The sequence below is a fragment of the Streptomyces africanus genome (genome assembly GCF_030816955.1).
In the GTDB taxonomy this organism is placed as follows: domain Bacteria; phylum Actinomycetota; class Actinomycetes; order Streptomycetales; family Streptomycetaceae; genus Streptomyces; species Streptomyces africanus.
This window is the reverse complement of the sequence record NZ_JAUSYP010000001.1, coordinates 8390722-8408432: the sequence shown is the minus strand read 5'-3', so window position 1 is coordinate 8408432 and position 17711 is coordinate 8390722. Positions and strand designations below refer to the sequence as shown.

General features: G+C 71.3%; 16 protein-coding genes. 9 read left to right on the top strand and 7 right to left on the bottom strand.

From position 1 onward, the window contains the following. Window positions 1-185 precede the first annotated feature (185 nt). Complete coding sequence (locus tag QF034_RS38245; protein WP_307179242.1) at window positions 186-3446, top strand: discoidin domain-containing protein; 3261 nt, start codon at window positions 186-188, stop codon at window positions 3444-3446. Continuing rightward, window positions 3443-4933 carry a family 43 glycosylhydrolase gene (locus tag QF034_RS38240; RefSeq protein WP_307179241.1) on the top strand — a complete coding sequence of 497 codons (1491 nt, stop codon included), beginning with the start codon at window positions 3443-3445 and terminating at the stop codon, window positions 4931-4933. Before QF034_RS38245 ends, QF034_RS38240 begins: the two co-directional genes overlap by 4 nt. A gap of 10 nt (window positions 4934-4943) precedes the next feature. Here the strand turns inward: QF034_RS38240 and QF034_RS38235 are convergent, their stop codons facing one another. Further along, window positions 4944-5678, bottom strand: coding sequence for a dienelactone hydrolase family protein (locus tag QF034_RS38235; protein ID WP_307179240.1), 735 nt, complete (start codon window positions 5676-5678; stop codon window positions 4944-4946). 328 nt (window positions 5679-6006) lie between these two features. Between QF034_RS38235 and QF034_RS38230 the strand changes: the two genes are divergently transcribed. The 7 genes from QF034_RS38230 (at window position 6007) to hypE (ending at window position 13901) form a co-directional block, all read left to right on the top strand. After that, a complete protein-coding gene (locus QF034_RS38230) occupies window positions 6007-7752 on the top strand; it encodes a hydrogenase maturation protein (RefSeq protein WP_307179239.1) in 1746 nt (581 codons plus the stop codon). Continuing rightward, window positions 7749-8312, top strand: coding sequence for a hydrogenase maturation protease (locus QF034_RS38225; protein ID WP_307179238.1), 564 nt, complete (start codon window positions 7749-7751; stop codon window positions 8310-8312). Before QF034_RS38230 ends, QF034_RS38225 begins: the two co-directional genes overlap by 4 nt. 61 nt (window positions 8313-8373) lie before the next feature. Continuing rightward, window positions 8374-9105 (top strand): hydrogenase nickel incorporation protein HypB, encoded by a 732-nt coding sequence (gene hypB, locus QF034_RS38220; RefSeq protein ID WP_307179237.1) that lies wholly within the window; start codon window positions 8374-8376, stop codon window positions 9103-9105. Then, a complete protein-coding gene (gene hypF, locus QF034_RS38215) occupies window positions 9102-11414 on the top strand; it encodes a carbamoyltransferase HypF (protein ID WP_307179236.1) in 2313 nt (770 codons plus the stop codon). The genes hypB and hypF overlap by 4 nt, the downstream gene beginning before the upstream one ends. Window positions 11415-11417: 3 nt before the next feature. Further along, the gene (locus tag QF034_RS38210; RefSeq protein WP_037671093.1) at window positions 11418-11699 is read left to right on the top strand and encodes a HypC/HybG/HupF family hydrogenase formation chaperone; all 282 of its coding nucleotides are present in this window, start codon (window positions 11418-11420) and stop codon (window positions 11697-11699) included. After that, window positions 11696-12838 carry a hydrogenase formation protein HypD gene (gene hypD, locus QF034_RS38205; protein WP_307179235.1) on the top strand — a complete coding sequence of 381 codons (1143 nt, stop codon included), beginning with the start codon at window positions 11696-11698 and terminating at the stop codon, window positions 12836-12838. Before QF034_RS38210 ends, hypD begins: the two co-directional genes overlap by 4 nt. Next, complete coding sequence (gene hypE, locus QF034_RS38200; protein ID WP_307179234.1) at window positions 12831-13901, top strand: hydrogenase expression/formation protein HypE; 1071 nt, start codon at window positions 12831-12833, stop codon at window positions 13899-13901. The genes hypD and hypE overlap by 8 nt, the downstream gene beginning before the upstream one ends. A gap of 43 nt (window positions 13902-13944) precedes the next feature. Here hypE and hypA read toward each other — a convergent pair whose 3' ends face one another. The 6 genes from hypA to QF034_RS38170 form a co-directional block, all read right to left on the bottom strand. Further along, window positions 13945-14301, bottom strand: coding sequence for a hydrogenase maturation nickel metallochaperone HypA (gene hypA, locus QF034_RS38195; RefSeq protein WP_307179233.1), 357 nt, complete (start codon window positions 14299-14301; stop codon window positions 13945-13947). Window positions 14302-14308: 7 nt separating this feature from the next. Beyond that, window positions 14309-14458: a hypothetical protein gene (locus QF034_RS38190; RefSeq protein WP_307179232.1), complete on the bottom strand. Its 150-nt coding sequence runs from the start codon at window positions 14456-14458 to the stop codon at window positions 14309-14311. An 80-nt stretch (window positions 14459-14538) separates the two neighbouring features. Continuing rightward, window positions 14539-14745, bottom strand: a complete 207-nt coding sequence (locus tag QF034_RS38185; RefSeq protein WP_307179231.1) for a hypothetical protein — start codon at window positions 14743-14745, stop codon at window positions 14539-14541. A gap of 42 nt (window positions 14746-14787) precedes the next feature. Further along, window positions 14788-15384 (bottom strand): DUF5947 family protein, encoded by a 597-nt coding sequence (locus QF034_RS38180; protein WP_307179230.1) that lies wholly within the window; start codon window positions 15382-15384, stop codon window positions 14788-14790. Next, complete coding sequence (locus QF034_RS38175; protein ID WP_307179229.1) at window positions 15381-15917, bottom strand: NifU-related iron-sulfur-binding protein; 537 nt, start codon at window positions 15915-15917, stop codon at window positions 15381-15383. The genes QF034_RS38180 and QF034_RS38175 overlap by 4 nt, the downstream gene beginning before the upstream one ends. Further along, the gene (locus tag QF034_RS38170) at window positions 15910-17703 is read right to left on the bottom strand and encodes a nickel-dependent hydrogenase large subunit (protein WP_307179228.1); all 1794 of its coding nucleotides are present in this window, start codon (window positions 17701-17703) and stop codon (window positions 15910-15912) included. Before QF034_RS38170 ends, QF034_RS38175 begins: the two co-directional genes overlap by 8 nt. Between the last annotated feature and the right edge of the window lie 8 nt (window positions 17704-17711).

The following is a 17711-nucleotide window of genomic DNA, read 5'->3' as shown; positions in this document are numbered from 1 at the left end:
CCGGCCTGAAAGGTTTTCCGGAATCGCGACAACGCCGTGGGCACACGCGTCGGCCCCACCGCATCGCCTAGCCCTCCAACTCTTGTCTCATACAGCTCCCTTGACACTTCATCAGCTCCCTCCTACGTTGCGAAAACCTTTTAGGTCGTTTCCGTGCTCTTCCCGGTCCGGACAGGGAGCATCCGATGAGAAGACCACTGGTACTGCCGGCCGCACTGGTGCTCGGTGTCTGCTGCCTCGTCCCGGCCGGTCCGGCCGCGGCGGCGCAGACCATCGGGTTCCCCACGTTCAGCGGCCCCTCGATCCCCGCCCCGCCCGTCGCCCACACGCCGGGCGACATGATGCGGGCGATCTACGACGCGGAGAGTTCGGGGACCGACTTCTGGATGGACCGCCTGCTGGCCCGCTCGGGCAACGATCCGGCCGGACCCTGGCTGATGAGCAGGGGACGCGCGGTCTTCATGAAGGAGCACGACCCCGCCCGGTTCGGCTTCGGCGGCAAGGTCGCCTACTGGGAGAGCATCACCGGCGACAACGCCTACACCGTCGCGGTGTCCCCCGGCACCTTCACCGAACAGGTCGCACAGCGCCGGCAGACGCCCAGCCACTGGAAGAGCGTGCACACCAGCGGCTCGGTCACGGTCGACCAGACGAAGTTCATCACGGACAACAACGTGGCCGTGACCAACCTGTCGATCAGGAACAACGGCACCGCCTCCACCACGCTCCGGTTACGGGCGACCTCTCCCTACGCCACCACGGGCAGCGGCAGCGAGCTGACCGGGCAGGTGAACGCCTACAACAACCTCACCACCATCCGCCCGCGGCTCACCGGTGACGGGTTCGCGGCCTCCGGCGGCGGCCTCGACCGGTCGGTGACGGTCGCGGCCGGGGCCACCGTCACCGCCAAGGTGGTCATGGGCTTCGTCACCGACGAGATCCCCGAGTCCCGCACGGAGTACGAGGCCTACGCGGGCTATTCGGCCGCCACCGCCTTCGCGACCCACGTCAGGGCCTACAACCGGTGGTGGGCGCAGAACGTCCCCTACATCGACGTGCCCGAGCCCGCGATCAAGAAGAACATCTACTACCGCTGGTGGCTGATGCGTTTCAACCACCTCGACGCCGACATCCCCGGGCAGACCTTCCAGTTCCCGACCTCGACCGAAGGCGTCCTCGGCTACAACAACGCCATCGCGCTCACCCAGCCGATGCACATCGACGACCTGAAGTACCTGCGCGACCCGTCCTACGCCTACGGCGACTGGATCGGTGTCGGCCAGACCTCCAAGGGCGGCCGGTTCATGGACAACCCGGGCGACCCGGAGAACTGGTCCAACAGCTACACCCAGTACATCGCCGAGGCGGCCTGGAAGAGCTACCAGATCCACGGGGGCCAGCCGGCCATCGCCGCCAGTCTCGCCCGGTACGCCGAGGGTGACGTCAAGGGTCAGCTCGCCCATTACGACCACGACGACAACAAGCTCATCGAGTACGACTGGGGCGCCCTGACGGGCAACGACGCCGACGCGGTCTCCTTCCACTGGAAGCCCGGAAACATGGACCGCGCCGAGTCCGCCTACCAGTACAGCGGGGCACTGGCCGCCGCGCAGGCGTACGAGGCGACCGGCAACACGGCCAAGGCGAGCGAGATGCGCACGCTGGCCAACCAGATCAAGGACGCCATCGTCAATGTGCTGTGGAACCCCAGCCGGCAGTTGTTCGAGCACCGGCTGAAGTCGACGAACGAGTGGGTGCCCTGGAAGGAGATCAACAACTACTACCCGTTCTCGGTCGGCGCCGTCCCCGACACGGCGACGTACCGGCAGGCCCTGCGGCTCTTCGACGACCCGGCCCAGTACCCGGTCTTCCCCTTCTACACGGCCAACCAGGCCGACAAGAAGGCGGCGGCCGAGGCCGGTGAACCGGGCTCCAACAACTTCTCCACCATCAACTCCACCGTCCAGTTCCGGCTCTACTCCTCGGTGCTGCGCAACTACCCCAACTCCTGGATGAACGCCACCGACTACAAGAAGCTCCTCTACTGGAACACCTGGGCGCAGTACGTCGGCGGCAACACCCAGTGGCCGGACGCGAACGAGTTCTGGTCCGACTGGAACGGCAACTCGATCAGCTACCGCTCGTGGATCCACCACAACATCCTGGGCAGCAGCAACTGGACCGTGATCGAGGACGTGGCGGGCCTGCGGCCGCGGGGCGACGCGAAGGTCGAGCTCTCCCCCATCGACATCGGCTGGTCCCACTTCACCGTCAACAACCTCCGCTACCGGGGCGCCGACCTGTCCATCGTCTGGGACGATCCGGCCGACGGCGTGACGCGCTACCCGGGCATCCCGGAGGGCTACTCGATCTACGTCAACGGTGACCGGGCCGCCACCGTCAGCTCCCTGGTGCCCTTCACCTGGGACCCGGCCACCGGCGAGGTCACCACCAGCGGCACGGTCACCCACCACACGGCCGTCCCCGGGCTGAAGGCTCCCACGCAGGTCGTGCAGGACAGTCCCCGCATGGTCGACATGCTCGCCAAGGCCGGTGTCGACCTCACCGCCGACCTGGCGAACCTCGCCTCCGGAGCGACCGCGTCCGCCTCCCACACCGGGCCGGGGAGCACGGTCTCCGGCGCCGTCGACGGCTATCCCGTCAACGAGCCGTTCTGGGGCGCGGGCGGCTCCGCCGGCAGCCAGGACTGGTACGAACTGAACTTCGGCACCGCCCGGACGCTGAACGAGATACGCCTGTACTTCAAGGACAGCCGCCCGGCGAGCACGACCTACCGGGCTCCGTCCGCGTACACGGTCCAGTACCACAACGGCAGTTCCTGGGTGAACGTGCCCGAGCAGACGAAGAGCCCGGCCGCACCCCGGGCCAACTACAACCTGGTGCGGTTCCCGGCGATCAGTGCCCAGCGCGTCCGGGTCCTGCTCACCCACGCCTCCGGGGCGAAGACGGGCCTGACCGAGATCAAGGTCCACCACCGGGGCGGCACCCAGCCATCCGCCAACCTGGCACCGTCGGCGACGGCGTCCGCCTCGTACACCTCCCCCTGGGAGAGCGTCACCGCCGTCAACGACGGGGTCGACCCGCCCTCGTCCGACGACACCGCGAATCCGCGCTGGGGCACCTGGCCGGAGAGCGGGCAGCAGTGGGCCGAGCTGACCTGGCCGTCGGCGAAGACGCTGAACAAGGCCGAGGTGTACTTCTTCGACGACGACCAGGGCATCGACATGCCCGCCTCGTGGAAGCTCCAGTACTGGAACGGCAGTGCCTACGTGGACGTGCCCGGTGCGAGCGGCTACCCGGTGGCGAAGAACCGGTACAACACCGTCACGTTCACCGCGACGAACACCACGCGACTGCGCGTGCAGCTCACCAGCAACGGCTCCAACTCCGTCGGCCTCCTCGAAGCAAAGGTGTACGGCCCGTGACCCGTTCCCGATGTCTGTCCGCGCTCCTCGCCTCACTCACCCTGGCGGTCGCCTTCCTGGCCGCGCCGCCGCCCGCTGCCGCCGCCGTCGCCTTCACCTCGACGGGGGTCAACCAGAACGGCGGCAACTGCCTGGACCTGCCGGGCGGTTCGACGGCCGACGGGACGCAGCTGCGTGCCTTCGCGTGCGACTCCGGTGCGAACCAGATCCTCGGCTTCGCCCCCGTCCCGGGGACGAGCGACACGTACACGATCACGACCCGGTCCGGTAGGTGCGTCGACGTCCACGGTGCCTCCGCGGCGGACAACGCGCCGATCATCCAGTGGCCCTGCCACGGCGGCACCAACCAGCGGTGGCGGCTCGTGCCGGCCGGCGGCGGAGACAAGACCTTCAACCTGGTCTCCGCGAGTTCGGGCAAGTGCGTCACGCCCGGCGGAGGTTCGCCGGCGTCGGACACCGGCCTGGTGCAACTGCCGTGCTCCACTGCGAACGGCAGGGTGTGGCGGCTGCCCGGCTTCACCGGCGGCGGCCCGAGCCCGAACACCTTCACGAACCCGATCGCCCAGCGCGGCCCCGACCCCTGGATGACCTACCACGACGGCTACTACTACCTCGCCACCACGACCTGGAACTCGACGATCACCATGCGCAAGTCCCGCACTCTGGCGGGACTGGCCACGGCCACCGAGCAGGTCGTCTTCCACCTGACCCGGCCCAACGGGGCGGGCACGATGTGGGCGCCCGAGTTTCATCTGCTCGACGGTCCGAACGGCAAGCGCTGGTACTTCTACTACACCGCCGGGCGGGAGCCGTACGACCTGGGCACCCAGCGGATCCACGTCCTGGAGAGCGCCGGCCTGGACCCCATGGGGCCCTACACCTTCAAGGCCGACCTGCTCGACCCGGCCCAGGACGACACCTGGGAGCTGGACCCGGGCATCCTCCAGCTGAACGGCAAGCTCTACCTGCTCGGCACGTTCTACAACGGATCGCAGCCGATGTTCATCCGGCCGCTGTCGAACCCGTGGACCGCGAGCGGCACCCGCCGGATCCTGTCCACCCCCACCTACAGCTGGGAGACGGTCGGCGGCGCGGTCAACGAGGGCGCCGAGGTGCTCCAGCGCAACGGGAAGACGTTCATCGTCTACTCCGCCAGCCACTGCTCGACGCCCGACTACAAGCTGGGCATGCTCACGTACAACGGCGGCGACCCGCTCAGCTCCTCCTCCTGGACCAAGTCGCCGAACCCGGTCTTCCAGCGGTCAGGCGCCAATGGGGTGTACGGCCCCGGTCACAACGGCTTCTTCAAGTCACCGGACGGCACGGAGGACTGGATGGTGTACCACGCGAACAGTTCGGCGAACGGCGGCTGCGACATGAACCGTTCGACCAGGGCCCAGAAGTTCACCTGGAACGCCGACGGCACGCCGAACTTCGGCACGCCGGTCGGCCTGGGTGTCCCGCTGACGGCGCCTTCGGGCGAGTAGCCCCTGTCGGTCAGCTGCCGGCCAGGGTGCGGTCGAGGAGGGGGAGCAGGCGGTCCCAGTGGCGCTGCAGTCCGGCGGCGTCGAAGGCGTCGGTGTCGGCCATGGTGAAACCGTGGATGGTGCCCGGGTAGATCTCGGAGGTGTAGCGGACACCGGCGGCGTCCAGGGCCCGGTTGAGCTCGCCGAGGGTCTGCGGCGTCAGGTCGCTCTCGGCGTGGCCGAAGTGGACCTGGGCGGTGATCCCGGCGAGGGCGTCGGGCCCGTCCGCGCCCACGGGCCCGTGGAACGCGGCGACGGCGGCCACTCGGCCGGGGTGGGCCGCGGCCGTGCGCGTCGCGAGGAGGCCGCCTATGCAGTAGCCGGTCACCGCGACTGGTCCGGCGCCGACCTCGGGCTGAGTGGTGAGGAACCTGAGGTAGGCGTCGGCGTCGCTCAGGACACGTTCGGCGGTGTGCTTCTCGATCAAGGGCATCACCTGGGCCATGAGCGCGGGCCGGACCTCTTCTCCGATGTGCTCGGGCAGGTCGATCACCGGTGCCGGGCCGTGCCGGTAGAAGGGGTTGGGGACGAGCACGTAGTACCCGTGCCCGGCCAGTTCGCGGGCCATCTCCCGCAGCACGGGCCGGATGCCGAAGCCGTCCGCGTACATCAGCACCCCCGGGTGCCGCTCGCGGTGGTCGGGGAAGGCGGCGAAGGCGTCGGCCCGGCCGTCCGGGGTGGGGATCTGCAGCGTCTTGATGGGCATGTTCCGCTCTCCTGTCGTGGTTGATGTGCCGAGCCTGTGATCAACACGACGGAGGCGGAGCCCGCGCAGCAACGCAGGATCCTCGATCGAACACCGGGCCCGCACCGGCCCGTACGGCGCTCAGAAGAGCACCGGGTCACCGATCCGTGTGTGGCGCGAAGCCGTCCCGGTATTCATGGCCGCACAGCCTAGCCCACCGGGCAGAAGCCCGCCCGGACGTCGAGAACGGACAGCGGGCGATCCGGATGGAGCAAGAGGCCCGGGAAGACAGGCGAAACGCCGCCGTGGTCCTTCGCGGGCCTCCCCGGACCGGCGACCATGCGATGTCATGGACATCTTGCTCGTCGCCAGCGCGTTCAACAGCCTGACCCAGCGTGTGTACGCGGAACTGTCGGACCACGGGCACCACGTGGACGTCGTCCTCGCCTCCCACGGGCCCGACGCGGTCCGGGCCGCCGTGCGCGAGGTGCGCCCGGAACTGATCGTCGCCCCGATGCTGAAGTCCGCCCTGCCGGAGGACGTGTGGCAGGAACACACCTGTCTCATCGTGCATCCGGGGCCGCCCGGCGACCGGGGCCCGTCGTCGCTGGACTGGGCGATCGCCGAGGAGGAGCCCGAGTGGGGCGTGACGGTGCTCCAGGCCGAGGCGGCGATGGACGCGGGAGACATCTGGGCGGACGGGGCCTTCCCGGTGCCGCCGGCCGGCAAGAGCGACGTGTACCGCAATGAACTGTCCGACGCCGCCGTGGCCGCCGTGCTGCTGGCCGTGCGGCGGTACGCCGACGGATCGTTCAAGCCGCGGCCGCAGAGCGATCCCGGGATCCGTGTGGTGTGGCGGGACTTCTTCCGCCAGGAACAGCGGCGGATCGACTGGGAGAACGACAGCACGGAGACGGTGTTGCGCAAGCTCCGCGGGGCCGACTCGCAGCCGGGCGTCCTGGACGAACTCTGCGGCCGGGAGGTGTTCCTGCACGGCGGGCATCCCGAGGACCGGCTGCGCGGCCGGCCGGGCGAGCTGCTCGCGACCCGGTCCGGCGCTCTGTGCCGGGCCACCCGGGACGGCGCGGTGTGGATCCCGGAACTGCGCCCCCGCAAGAGCTCCGGCGACCCGGCCCCCTTCCGCCGCCCGGCGGCCTCGGTCCTCTCCTCCTTCCCGGCGCCGCCCGGCAGCGGCCCGGGCATGCCGGGTTCGAACGACCGCCCGTACTGGCTGCCGGAGATCGCCGCCCCGCTCGAACTGCCGCCGAAGCGCACCACCTGGTCCGACATCCGCTACCGGCAGCGGGACGGCATCGGCTTTCTGTCCTTCTCGTTCCCGGGCGGGGCGATGAGCACCAACCACTGCCGCAGGCTGCTCGCCGCCTACCGGTACGCGCTCACCCGCTCCACCTCGGTACTGGTGCTCGGCGGCGCCCGCGACTTCTTCTCCAACGGCATCCACCTGAACGTCATCGAGGCGTCGAGCGACCCGGCGGGCGAGTCCTGGTCCAACCTCACCGCCATGAACGACCTGGTCGAAGCCGTGCTGCGCACCACCGACCGGCTGGTGGTGGCGGCGCTCGGCGGCAACGCGGCGGCCGGCGGTGTCATGCTGGCCCTGGCCGCCGACGAGGTCTGGTGCCGCACGGGCAGCGTCCTCAACCCGCACTACCGGAACATGGGCCTGTACGGATCGGAGTTCTGGACGTACTCGCTGCCGCGCCGCGTGGGAGCCGAGACGGCCGAGCGGCTGACGAGCGAGGCGTTGCCGGTGAGCGCCGCGACGGCCGAGCGGATCGGGCTGGTGGATCGTCTGGTGCCGGTTCCTTCCCAGGAGTTCGCCGCGGAGGTCGAGCGTCTGGCCGGCGAGGTGGCGGGCGACCCGGATCTCGCCCGCCGGATCACCGCCAAGGCCACGGCACGGCACGCGGACGAGCTCCAGCGTCCCCTCGCCGAACACCGGCGGAGCGAACTCGCCCGCATGCGCGCCATCTTCTTCGATCCGCAGGCCCCGTACCACGGGCTGCGGTCCGCCTTCGTCCGCAAGAACCCGACCGGCTCCGCCCGGCCGCTGGCCCCCGCAGACGCGGTATGAGGACGCGGCTGCTCGTGGCGGGCGTCGGCAACATCTTCCTCGCGGACGACGCCTTCGGCCCCGAGGTGATCCGTGCCCTGGACCGGCGTCCGCTGCCGCCCGAGGTCCGGGTCCGGGACTTCGGCATCCGCGGCCTGGACCTCGCGTACGCACTCCTCGACGGCTACGACACGGCCGTCCTGGTCGACGCGGCCGTACGGGGGCACGAGCCGGGCACCCTGTCGCTGATCGAGCCGGACCTGCCCGGCCGCGCCACGGCCGGCGCCCCGCCCGAGGCGCACGGCATGGACCCGGCGAAGGTCCTCGCCCTGGCCGCCCACCTGGGTGACGAGCCGCTCCCGCGCGTCCTCGTCCTGGCCTGCGAGCCGGAACTGCGGGCACCGGCCGACGAGGACATCGCCCCGGGGATCAGCGCGACGGTACGCGAAGCGGTCGGGCGGGCCGTCGCGGCGCTGCACGCCATGGTCCCGGTGCTGCTGGCCGACCCGGCGGCCACACCCCCGTTGAGCCGCCCGGACGAATCCCCCGCCCTGTCCCCGCCGGGCTGCCGGGCACCGTGAGGGACGGCGCCGAGGATCGGTGGCGGACCGATTTCCCCACCGACCGCGAGGAGCGGCGCCCATGTGCGATTCCGTGGACGAGGTCACTCAGGCCGTCCTGGCGAAGAACGACGGTCTGGCCGCGGGCCTGCGCGAGACGCTGGCCCGCCGTGGCGTGAGCGTGGTCAATCTGCTGTCCAGCCCGGGCAGCGGCAAGACGGAGCTGCTCGGGCGGGTGCTCGCCCGGGCGGTGGAGCGGGGCCTTCCGGTGGCCGCGCTCACCGCCGACCTGGCGACCGAGAACGACGCCGACCGGCTGGCCCGTTCGGGAGCCCCGGTGAAGCAGCTGCTGACGGACGGGCTGTGCCATCTGGAGGCGCGGCAGCTGCGCGGCCATGTGGAGAGCTGGCTCCCCGAGGACACCTCGCTGCTGTTCGTGGAGAACGTCGGCAACCTCGTCTGCCCGGCGTCCTACGACCTCGGCGAGCGTCTGCGGATCGTGCTCATGGCGGTGACGGAGGGCGAGGACAAGCCGCTGAAGTACCCGACGGCCTTCGGGTCCGCCCATCTGGTGGTGCTGACCAAGACCGACCTGGCGGGACCCGCCGGGTTCGACGAGACCGCCTTCGACACCCATGTCCAGCGGGTCAACCCCGGGGTGGAGGTGCTGCGGTCCTGCGCCCGCACCGGCGCCGGCGTCGACGCCCTACTGGAGCGGGTGCTCGCCGTACGGGACGGGGCCCCGGTGCACCGGCCTCCGCTGACGCCCCGCCCGCACACGCACGAGAGCGCCGAAGCCGGCCTCGTCTCGTGACAGCGCCCGTCACACAGGCGGTGCGCCGCCGCGTCACCGTGCGCGGCACCGTGCAGGGCGTGGGGTTCCGCCCCTTCGTGCACCGCCTGGCCACCGACCTCTCGCTCGCGGGGTTCGTGAGCAACACGGCGAACGGAGTCCTCATCGAGGTGGAGGGCCCGCCGGACCGTGTCGCCGGCTTCTGCGACCGGCTGGCGACCGAGCCTCCGCCGTTGGCCGCCGTCACCGGTGTCGGGTTCGAGGACCTGCCCGTCACCGGCGCCGAGGACACCTTCGCCATCCGTGCCACCGACCACTCCCTGGGCCGCACCCATCTCCCGCCCGACACGGCGACCTGCGCCGACTGTCTGCGGGAACTGGCCGATCCCGCCGACCGCCGGCACCGGCACCCGTTCGTCACGTGCACCCACTGCGGGCCCCGCTTCACCATCGCCACGGGCATGCCGTACGACCGGGCGGTCACGACCATGACCGGCTTCCCGATGTGCGCGGACTGCGCCCGGGAGTACGGCGATCCCCTCGACCGACGCTTCCACGCCCAGCCCGTGGCCTGCCCCGGCTGCGGTCCCCGGCTGCGCCTGGTGCCCGCGCCCGGCAGCGAGGTCCGCCCGGCGCGGGACGCCGACGCCCTGGCGGTGGCACGGGCGCTGCTGGCCGCCGGGCGGATCGTCGCCGTCAAGGGCCTCGGCGGCTACCACCTGGCGTGCGACGCGACCCACGCACGGGCCGTCGCGACGCTGCGCAGCCGCAAGGCACGCGGCGGCAAGCCGTTCGCGGTGATGTGCGCCGACCTGGACACCGTACGGCGGATCGCCGTGCTCTCCACGCCCGAACTGGCCGCCCTCACGAGCCCCCGGCGCCCCATCGTCCTGCTGCGCCGGCGCGCGGAGCAGTCGGGTCTCGCGTCCGGCGTCTGCCCCGGCAGCCCCCACCTGGGCGTCATGCTGCCCTACACGCCCCTGCACACCCTGCTGTTCGGCCTGCCCGGCGATCCGCCGGGGCCGCGCGTGCTGGTCATGACGAGCGGCAACCGCTCGGGAGAACCGATCGTCACGGACGACGACGAGGCACTGACCCGGCTCGCCGGGCTGGCCGACGCGTGGCTCGCCCACGACCGGCCCATCGCCTCGCCCTGTGACGACTCCCTGCTGCGGGTGCGCCCCGACGGCACCGAGCAGGTGCTGCGCCGGTCCCGGGGGTACGTGCCCCGCCCGCTGCGGCTGCCGGTACCGGTGCGGCCCGCGCTCGCCGTGGGCGGCGATCTGAAGAACGTCCTGTGCCTGGGCGAGGGCGACCACGCCTGGTTCGGCCCGCACATCGGGGACATGGGCGATCTGACCACCCTGGAGGCGGCCCGGCGGGCTGAGGCGCACATGCGGTGCCTGACCGGCGTCGCTCCCGACGTCGTCGCCGCGGACCGGCACCCCGGATACCACTCGGCGAGGTGGGCCGCCCGGCTGGCCGGGCACGCCCCGGTGCTGGTCCAGCACCATCACGCGCACATCGCCTCCGCGATGGCCGAGCACGGTCTCGACGGCTCCGCACCCGTGATCGGCGTCGCCTTCGACGGCACCGGCTACGGCGACGACGGCACTGTCTGGGGCGGCGAGATCCTGCTCGCCGGCTACAGCGGCTTCCGGCGCTACGCCCATCTGGCCCCCGCCCCGCTGCCCGGCGGCGACGCGGGCGTGGCCAACCCGTGCCGCCTGGCGCTGGCCCGGCTGTGGGCGGCGGGCCTGCCGTGGGACGCGGGCCTGCCCTGCGTCCAGGCCTGCGCAGCCGATGAACTGGAGCTACTGCAGAAGCAGTTGGAGCGTGGTCTGGCCTGTGTGACGACCTCCAGCATGGGCCGGCTCTTCGACGCCGTGTCGTCGCTCGTCGGCGTGTGCCATCGCGCGGGGTACGAGGCCCAGGCCGCCCTGGAACTGGAGGCGGCGGCCGCTTCGGCCTGGGACGCCGACACCTCGGCGTACGCCTTCGGCGGCGATCTGGACCCGGCACCCGTGCTCAGCGCCCTGGTCGCCGATCTGCGGCGCGGCACCCCGGCCCCCGTACTCGCCGCCCGCTTCCACCGCGCGGTGGCACGGGCCGTCGCGGAGATCTGCCGGCGTGCGCGCCGGGACACCGGCCTGGCCACCGTCGCCCTCAGCGGCGGGGTCTTCGCCAACGCGCTGCTGGAGGAGGAGTGCGCGCGCCTCCTGACCGGCGACGGATTCGCGGTGCTCCGCCACGGCGAAGTCCCCCCGAACGACGGCGGATTGGCCCTCGGCCAGCTGGTGGTCGCGGCGCACCTACGACAGGAGGAGTGACCCATGTGTTTGGCAGTGCCCGGCAAGGTCGTGGCCATCGACGACAGCGCGGATCCGCTCACCGGACTGATCGACTTCGGCGGAGTGCAGAAACAGGCGTGTCTGGAGTACGTGCCCGAGGTACGGGTGGGCGAGTACGTCATCGTGCACGTCGGCTTCGCGCTCCAGCGCCTGGACGAGGAGTCGGCCCTGGCCTCGCTCAAGCTGTTCGAGGAACTGGGGCTGCTGGAGGAAGAGTTCGGCGACGCCTGGGAGCAGGCGGCGAAGGAGGCGGGAACGGCGTGAAGTACATCGACGAGTTCAACGACCCGGAGCTGGCCCGGCGGCTGCTGGACGAGATCCGGGCCACCGCGACCCGGCCGTGGGCCCTGATGGAGGTGTGCGGCGGGCAGACCCACTCGATCATCCGGCACGGCATCGACCAACTGCTTCCCGAGCAGGTCGAGTTGATCCACGGCCCCGGCTGCCCCGTCTGTGTCACGCCGCTGGAGGTCATCGACAAGGCGCTGGAGATCGCCGCGCGGCCCGGGGTGATCTTCTGTTCCTTCGGCGACATGCTCCGGGTGCCGGGCACCGGCCGCGATCTGTTCCGGGTCAAAGGCGAGGGCGGCGACGTGCGCGTGGTCTACTCGCCGCTCGACGCCCTGGAGCTGGCCCGCCGCCACCCGGAGCGGGAGGTGGTGTTCTTCGCGATCGGCTTCGAGACCACGGCCCCGGCCAACGCGATGGCCGTGCACCAGGCGCGCAGGCTGGGTCTGAGCAATTTCAGCCTGCTGGTGTCGCATGTGCGGGTGCCCCCGGCCGTCGAGGCGATCATGACGGCTCCGGCCTGCCGGGTGCAGGGCTTCCTGGCCGCCGGGCACGTGTGCAGCGTGATGGGCACGGCGGAGTACCCGGAGCTGGCCGAGCGGTTCGGTGTGCCGATGGTGGTGACCGGGTTCGAGCCGCTGGACATCCTGGAGGGCATCCGACGGGCGGTCCGCCAGCTGGAGCGGGGCGAGCACCGGGTGGAGAACGCGTATCCGCGTGCCGTGCGCGAGGAGGGCAATCCGGCCGCCGTGCGCATGATCGAGGAGGTGTTCGAGGTCACCGACCGGTCCTGGCGCGGTATCGGCCGGATCCCGGCCAGTGGCTGGCGGCTGCGCGACACCTTCCGCGCGTACGACGCCGAGCACCGCTTCGACGTCACGGGGATCCGTACCGAGGAGCCCGCGGAGTGCCGCAGCGGTGAGGTGCTCCAGGGGCTGATCAAGCCGACCGAGTGCGCCGCGTTCGGCACCACCTGCACCCCGCGCACCCCGCTCGGCGCCACCATGGTCTCCAGCGAGGGCGCCTGCGCGGCCTACTACCTGTACCGCCGGATGAACGCCCCGACGCCGCAAGCCGGCCGCGCCACCCAGGAAGGGGTGACTCCCGTTGCCTGAGCAACTCGCCGAGGTCGTCGACCCGGCCAACTGGACCTGCCCCGCCCCGCTGCGCGACCAGGGTGTCGTGGTGATGGGCCACGGCGGCGGCGGAGCCCTGTCGGCGGAGCTGATGGAGCAGGTCTTCACGCCCGCCTACGGCAACGCCACCCTCGCCGGTCTCGCCGACTCCGCCGTCCTCGAACTGGGCGGCGCGCGGCTGGCCTTCTCCACGGACTCCTACGTCGTCCGGCCGCTGTTCTTCCCCGGCGGCAGCCTGGGCGACCTCGCGGTCAACGGCACCGTCAACGACCTGGCGATGAGCGGTGCGCGGCCCGCGTACCTCTCCGCCGCGTTCGTGCTGGAGGAAGGCGTCGAGCTGACCGTCGTGGAGCGGATCGCCCGCGCGATGGGTGCGGCGGCCGAGACCGCCGGGGTCACCATCGCCACGGGCGACACCAAGGTGGTGGAGTCCGGGCACGGCGACGGTGTGTACGTCACCACCGCCGGTGTCGGGCTCGTCCCGGACGGGGTGGACATCCGGCCCCAGCGTGCGCGGCCCGGCGACGCCGTGATCGTCAGCGGGCCGATCGGCCTGCACGGGGTGGCGATCATGAGCGTGCGGGAGGGGCTGGAGTTCGGGGTGGAGATCGCCAGCGACACCGCGCCGCTGGCGGATCTGGTGGCGGCGATGCTGGCCGTCACTCCGGACATCCATGTGCTGCGCGATCCCACCCGGGGCGGCCTGGCGGCGTCGCTCAACGAGATCGCCCGTGCCTCGGGGACCGGGGTCCGGCTTCAGGAGCGCGCCATTCCGGTGCCGGACGCGGTGGCGAACGCGTGCGGCTTCCTGGGGCTCGATCCCCTCTACGTCGCGAATGAGGGCAGGCTGGTCGCCTTCGTACCGCCGGAGGAGGCGGAGCAGGTGCTCGCCGCGATGCGTGCCCACCCGCAGGGCGCCGGGGCCACGCTGATCGGCGAGTGCGTCGCCGACCACCCCGGGATGGTGGTGGTCGCCACCGGCCTGGGCGGGACCCGGGTGGTGGATCTGCCCCTCGGAGAGCAGTTGCCGCGTATCTGCTGAGCAGCGCGAAAGGGCCCCGCCGACGGATCGGCGGGGCTGTTCGCTATGCCGGGGCCGGTGCCGGCTCGATCCCGGCGATCTCCAGCTCCCGGCCGCTGCGCAGGTCGTTGGAGGGCTGGTCGCAGCGTGGGCACCAGAAGAACGGTGGCATGCCCACCGGGAACTCCTCGGCGCACGGACCGCACCAGGCCAGCGCGGGGACCTGCTCGACCACGAGCCGGGCCCCGGCCAGGGCGGTGCCGTCGCGGGCCACCTCGAAGGCGAAGTCCAGGGCGTCGGGGACGACGCCCGCCAGCTCGCCGACCCGGACGGTCACCGCCGAGACGGCGTCCGTCCCGTCCGCCCGAGCCAGCTCGTCGGCCCGCTCGATGATCGCGGTCGCGATCGACAGTTCGTGCACGGCCGGCTCACGGGTAGCGGTGCCCGGCGCGGAAACCGCCGGCCATCCGCCAGATCCGCACCTCCCGCCTCAGGCTGGGAATCTCCCAGCACAACAGTGCCAGGGCCACACCGCCCACCAGGGCGGCCTCGGCCTTCAGCACCCGCTGCCCGTTCATCCCGCCTCGCCTGCGCGCGACGGGTCTGCGCGTTCGTCGGACTTTCATTGCGGCGCCTTTCTGGTCTCTCATCACGGCTCTCATCCCGGCGAGATGTTCGGCATGGTCTCGGCGAGGGCGTCATGCCGCTTCCAGTGGATCCCCGTGGAGCGGCGCGCGTCGGCGGTGCCGTCCTCGTGGTGTCCCTTCTGCTCGTCGTACCGTCCCTTGTTGCCCTGGTGCATGCCGGCGACGTGCCCGGGTGTGTCGGGCCTCGCCTGGGCACGGCCCACTCTGATGCTGCCCATGGGGTGTTCTCCTTCCTCGCCTCCGGCCTGCGGAGTGCGTGTTCACGGCCGCTCGGTGAGCTCCTCGAAGAACCGCTCGACGGCCGGCCAGACCCGGCCACCGCCGGACAGGCCGCGCCACTCCCTGCGTACGAGGGCGACCATCCGGTAGCAGACGTCGACCGGCACGATCCAGTGGTGGTCCAGGCCGTGGACGGTGTTCACCAGCAGGGCCTCCACATCGGGTTCCACGCCGGCGAGCTGCGGACACGTCCCGGCCAGCTCCTGCCAGGCCGCCGCGTCCACCTCCCACCGCATGGCCCCCGCCGGGCTCGGGCCCTCCGCCGTGACGGTGCCGTCCGCCCGGGGCACGAAGAAGACCAGGCCCACGGGTACGCCCAGCACCGCCGTGTCGACGTGGGGCAGCCGGACCCGGCGCCGGGGCACGAGCCGGTAGTGCCCGTCGCCCGCGCCGGCGCCGGCGAACAGCACCGAGCAGGGGCCGCAGACGCAGCGCACCTCCTCCTGCCCGGTGTCGTACAGGTGGGCGTGCTCGTCGGCGACCGGCGCGGCACACAGCTCGCACCTCTCCACCGCGGTCGCCGCCGTACGGTCGGCCGAGGAGCGGATGAGGCGGGCCAGTGCCCCGTCGGTGGTCACCGTGCGCCTCGGTGCGTCAGCGTGGTCAGGGGGACGAACGCGGGCGCCGGCGTGCTCGGCAGCGGCTCCACCGCCGTCAGCTCGGGAGCGACGGCGAGCACCGCCTCCCGGACCGCGTCGGTGACGTCGGAGCCGCCACCGCCGCAGCCGGAGCCGCAGCCGCCCGTGGTCAGACGCACCCGCCCGACCTGCCCATCAACACCGGCCCACTCCACGTCTCCACCGCGCTCCCGTACGGCGGGCCGCAGCCGTTCGACCGCGCGGGCCGCCCGGCGTTCGGCGGGCTCGGGGTGGATGTCGTGCAGCACCAGCAGATGGCCCAGCAGCTCGTCGTCGGCCAGGCGTTCCGCCAGCTGCTCGTCCGCCTGGTCCACGACGCGGGCCAGGGCCTCGCCGTAGACCTCGGTCAGCAGCCGGACCGCTTCCGTGGCGGCGCCGGGGAGGGGCTCGAGGCTCTCCAGCACCTCGTCGAGCCGGGCGAGCCGGGCCTCGACGTCCGGGTCGGCCAGCCGGGTGCCGACGGTCTCAGCCATGGTTCGCCCCGTAGGTGGGCGAGTGCAGGGTGGTGAGCGTCTTGCCCTTGCCGACGTACATGTGCACACCGCACGGCAGACAGGGGTCGAAGCTGCGGACCGTGCGCATGATGTCGACGCCCTTGAAGTCGTCCGGGCCGTTCTCCTCGAAGATGGGCTGGCCCTGGACGGCGTCCTCGTAGGGGCCGGGCGTGCCGAACTTGTCGCGGGGGCTGGCGTTCCACGGGGTGGGCGGGTACGGGTGGTAGTTGGCGATCTTCTTGTCCTTGATCACCAGGTGGTGGGAGAGGACGCCGCGCACCGCCTCGTGGAAGCCGCAGCCGATCGCCTCGTCGGGCACCTCGTAGTTCTCGAACACCTTGGTCTCGCCCGCGCGCACGAGCCCCATGGCCTCTTCCAGGAACTGGAGGGCCATGGCGGCCGCGTAGGCGATGAAGTACGGCCGGGCGCGGTCGCGTTCGATGGTGTTGCTCCACTGCGGGATGCGCCATTCCAGGGTCGTCTCCGGCAGTTTCTCGCCCTTGGGCAGGGAGATGCGCACGCTGTGGCCGGTGGCCTTGACGTACGGGGTGTCGACCAGGCCGTTCAGCGCGGTCGACCACAAGCGGGCGAGCGGGCCGCCGCCGGTGTCCAGGGCGAGGTGGTCGCCGGTGCGCTGGTCGAACCAGCGCGGGCTCATGACCCAGCTGTACTTGTCGGCGAAGTCGCGCTTCTGCGGCACCGGGACGGTGGTCTGGTTCCACGGGTGGCGCATGTCGACGGGGTTGCCGAGCGGGTCGTGGGTGACGAAGGGCGATTCGTTGACCCAGTCCTCGTAGTACGAGCTGCCGAGCAGGATGCGCAGACCGAGGTTGATGTCGACGAGGTTGTTGGTGACCAGCTCGCCGTCGACGATGATGCCGGGGGTGACGTACATGTCCTTGCCCCAGGAGTTCATCGTCTCGTAGCGGTAGTCGACGGTCTTGGGGTCCTGGAAGGCGCCCCAGCAGCCCAGCAGGACGCGGCGGCGGCCGACCTCCTCGTAGCCGGGCAGCGCCTCGTAGAAGAAGTCGAAGACGTCGTCGTTCAGGGCGACGGCCTTCTTCACGAAGTCGATGACCCGCATGAGCCGGCTGAGGTAGTCGGTGAAGGTGTTCGGCTGCGGCATCGTGCCGACGCCACCGGGGTAGAGCGTGGACGGGTGGACGTGCCGGCCCTCCATGAGGCAGAACATCTCACGGGTGATCCGGCTCATCTTCAGGGCTTCCTTGTAGACCTCGCCCTCGAAGGGGTTGAAGGCCCGCATGATGTCGGCGATCGTCCGGTAGCCGTGGATGTCCCCGTGGGGCGCTTCGGTGCGTTCGGCGCGGGCCAGCACACCGGGGTTGGTGGCCTTGACCATCGCCTCGCAGAAGTCCACGAACACCAGGTTGTCCTGGAAGATCGTGTGGTCGAACATGTACTCGGCCGCTTCGCCGAGGTTGACGATGTAGTCGGCCAGCGGGGGCGGCTTGACGCCGTAGGCCATCTGCTGGGCGTAGTCGGAGCAGGTGGTGTGGTTGTCGCCGCAGATGCCGCAGATCCGGGACGTGATGAAGCCCGCGTCGCGCGGGTCCTTGCCCTTCATGAACACCGAGTAGCCGCGGAACAGCGACGAGGTGCTGTGGCATTCCACGACTTCCCGGTTGGCGAAGTCGATCTTCGTGTAGATGCCCAGGTTCCCGATGATCCGGGTGATGGGATCCCAGGACATGTCCACGAGCTGGGGTGGTTTGCGCTCGGTGGGCCGGGCCTCGGTGGTGGTCATCTGCGGTA

Coding starts and splice junctions, on each gene's coding strand:
- hypB (WP_307179237.1), top strand. CDS start 8,374: ATGTGCGATTCCGTGGACGAGGTCACTCAGGCCGTCCTGGCGAAGAAC.
- QF034_RS38235 (WP_307179240.1), bottom strand. CDS start 5,678: ATGCCCATCAAGACGCTGCAGATCCCCACCCCGGACGGCCGGGCCGAC.
- QF034_RS38190 (WP_307179232.1), bottom strand. CDS start 14,458: ATGAACGGGCAGCGGGTGCTGAAGGCCGAGGCCGCCCTGGTGGGCGGT.
- QF034_RS38230 (WP_307179239.1), top strand. CDS start 6,007: ATGGACATCTTGCTCGTCGCCAGCGCGTTCAACAGCCTGACCCAGCGT.
- QF034_RS38185 (WP_307179231.1), bottom strand. CDS start 14,745: ATGGGCAGCATCAGAGTGGGCCGTGCCCAGGCGAGGCCCGACACACCC.
- QF034_RS38210 (WP_037671093.1), top strand. CDS start 11,418: ATGTGTTTGGCAGTGCCCGGCAAGGTCGTGGCCATCGACGACAGCGCG.
- QF034_RS38170 (WP_307179228.1), bottom strand. CDS start 17,703: ATGACCACCACCGAGGCCCGGCCCACCGAGCGCAAACCACCCCAGCTC.
- QF034_RS38225 (WP_307179238.1), top strand. CDS start 7,749: ATGAGGACGCGGCTGCTCGTGGCGGGCGTCGGCAACATCTTCCTCGCG.
- QF034_RS38245 (WP_307179242.1), top strand. CDS start 186: ATGAGAAGACCACTGGTACTGCCGGCCGCACTGGTGCTCGGTGTCTGC.
- QF034_RS38175 (WP_307179229.1), bottom strand. CDS start 15,917: ATGGCTGAGACCGTCGGCACCCGGCTGGCCGACCCGGACGTCGAGGCC.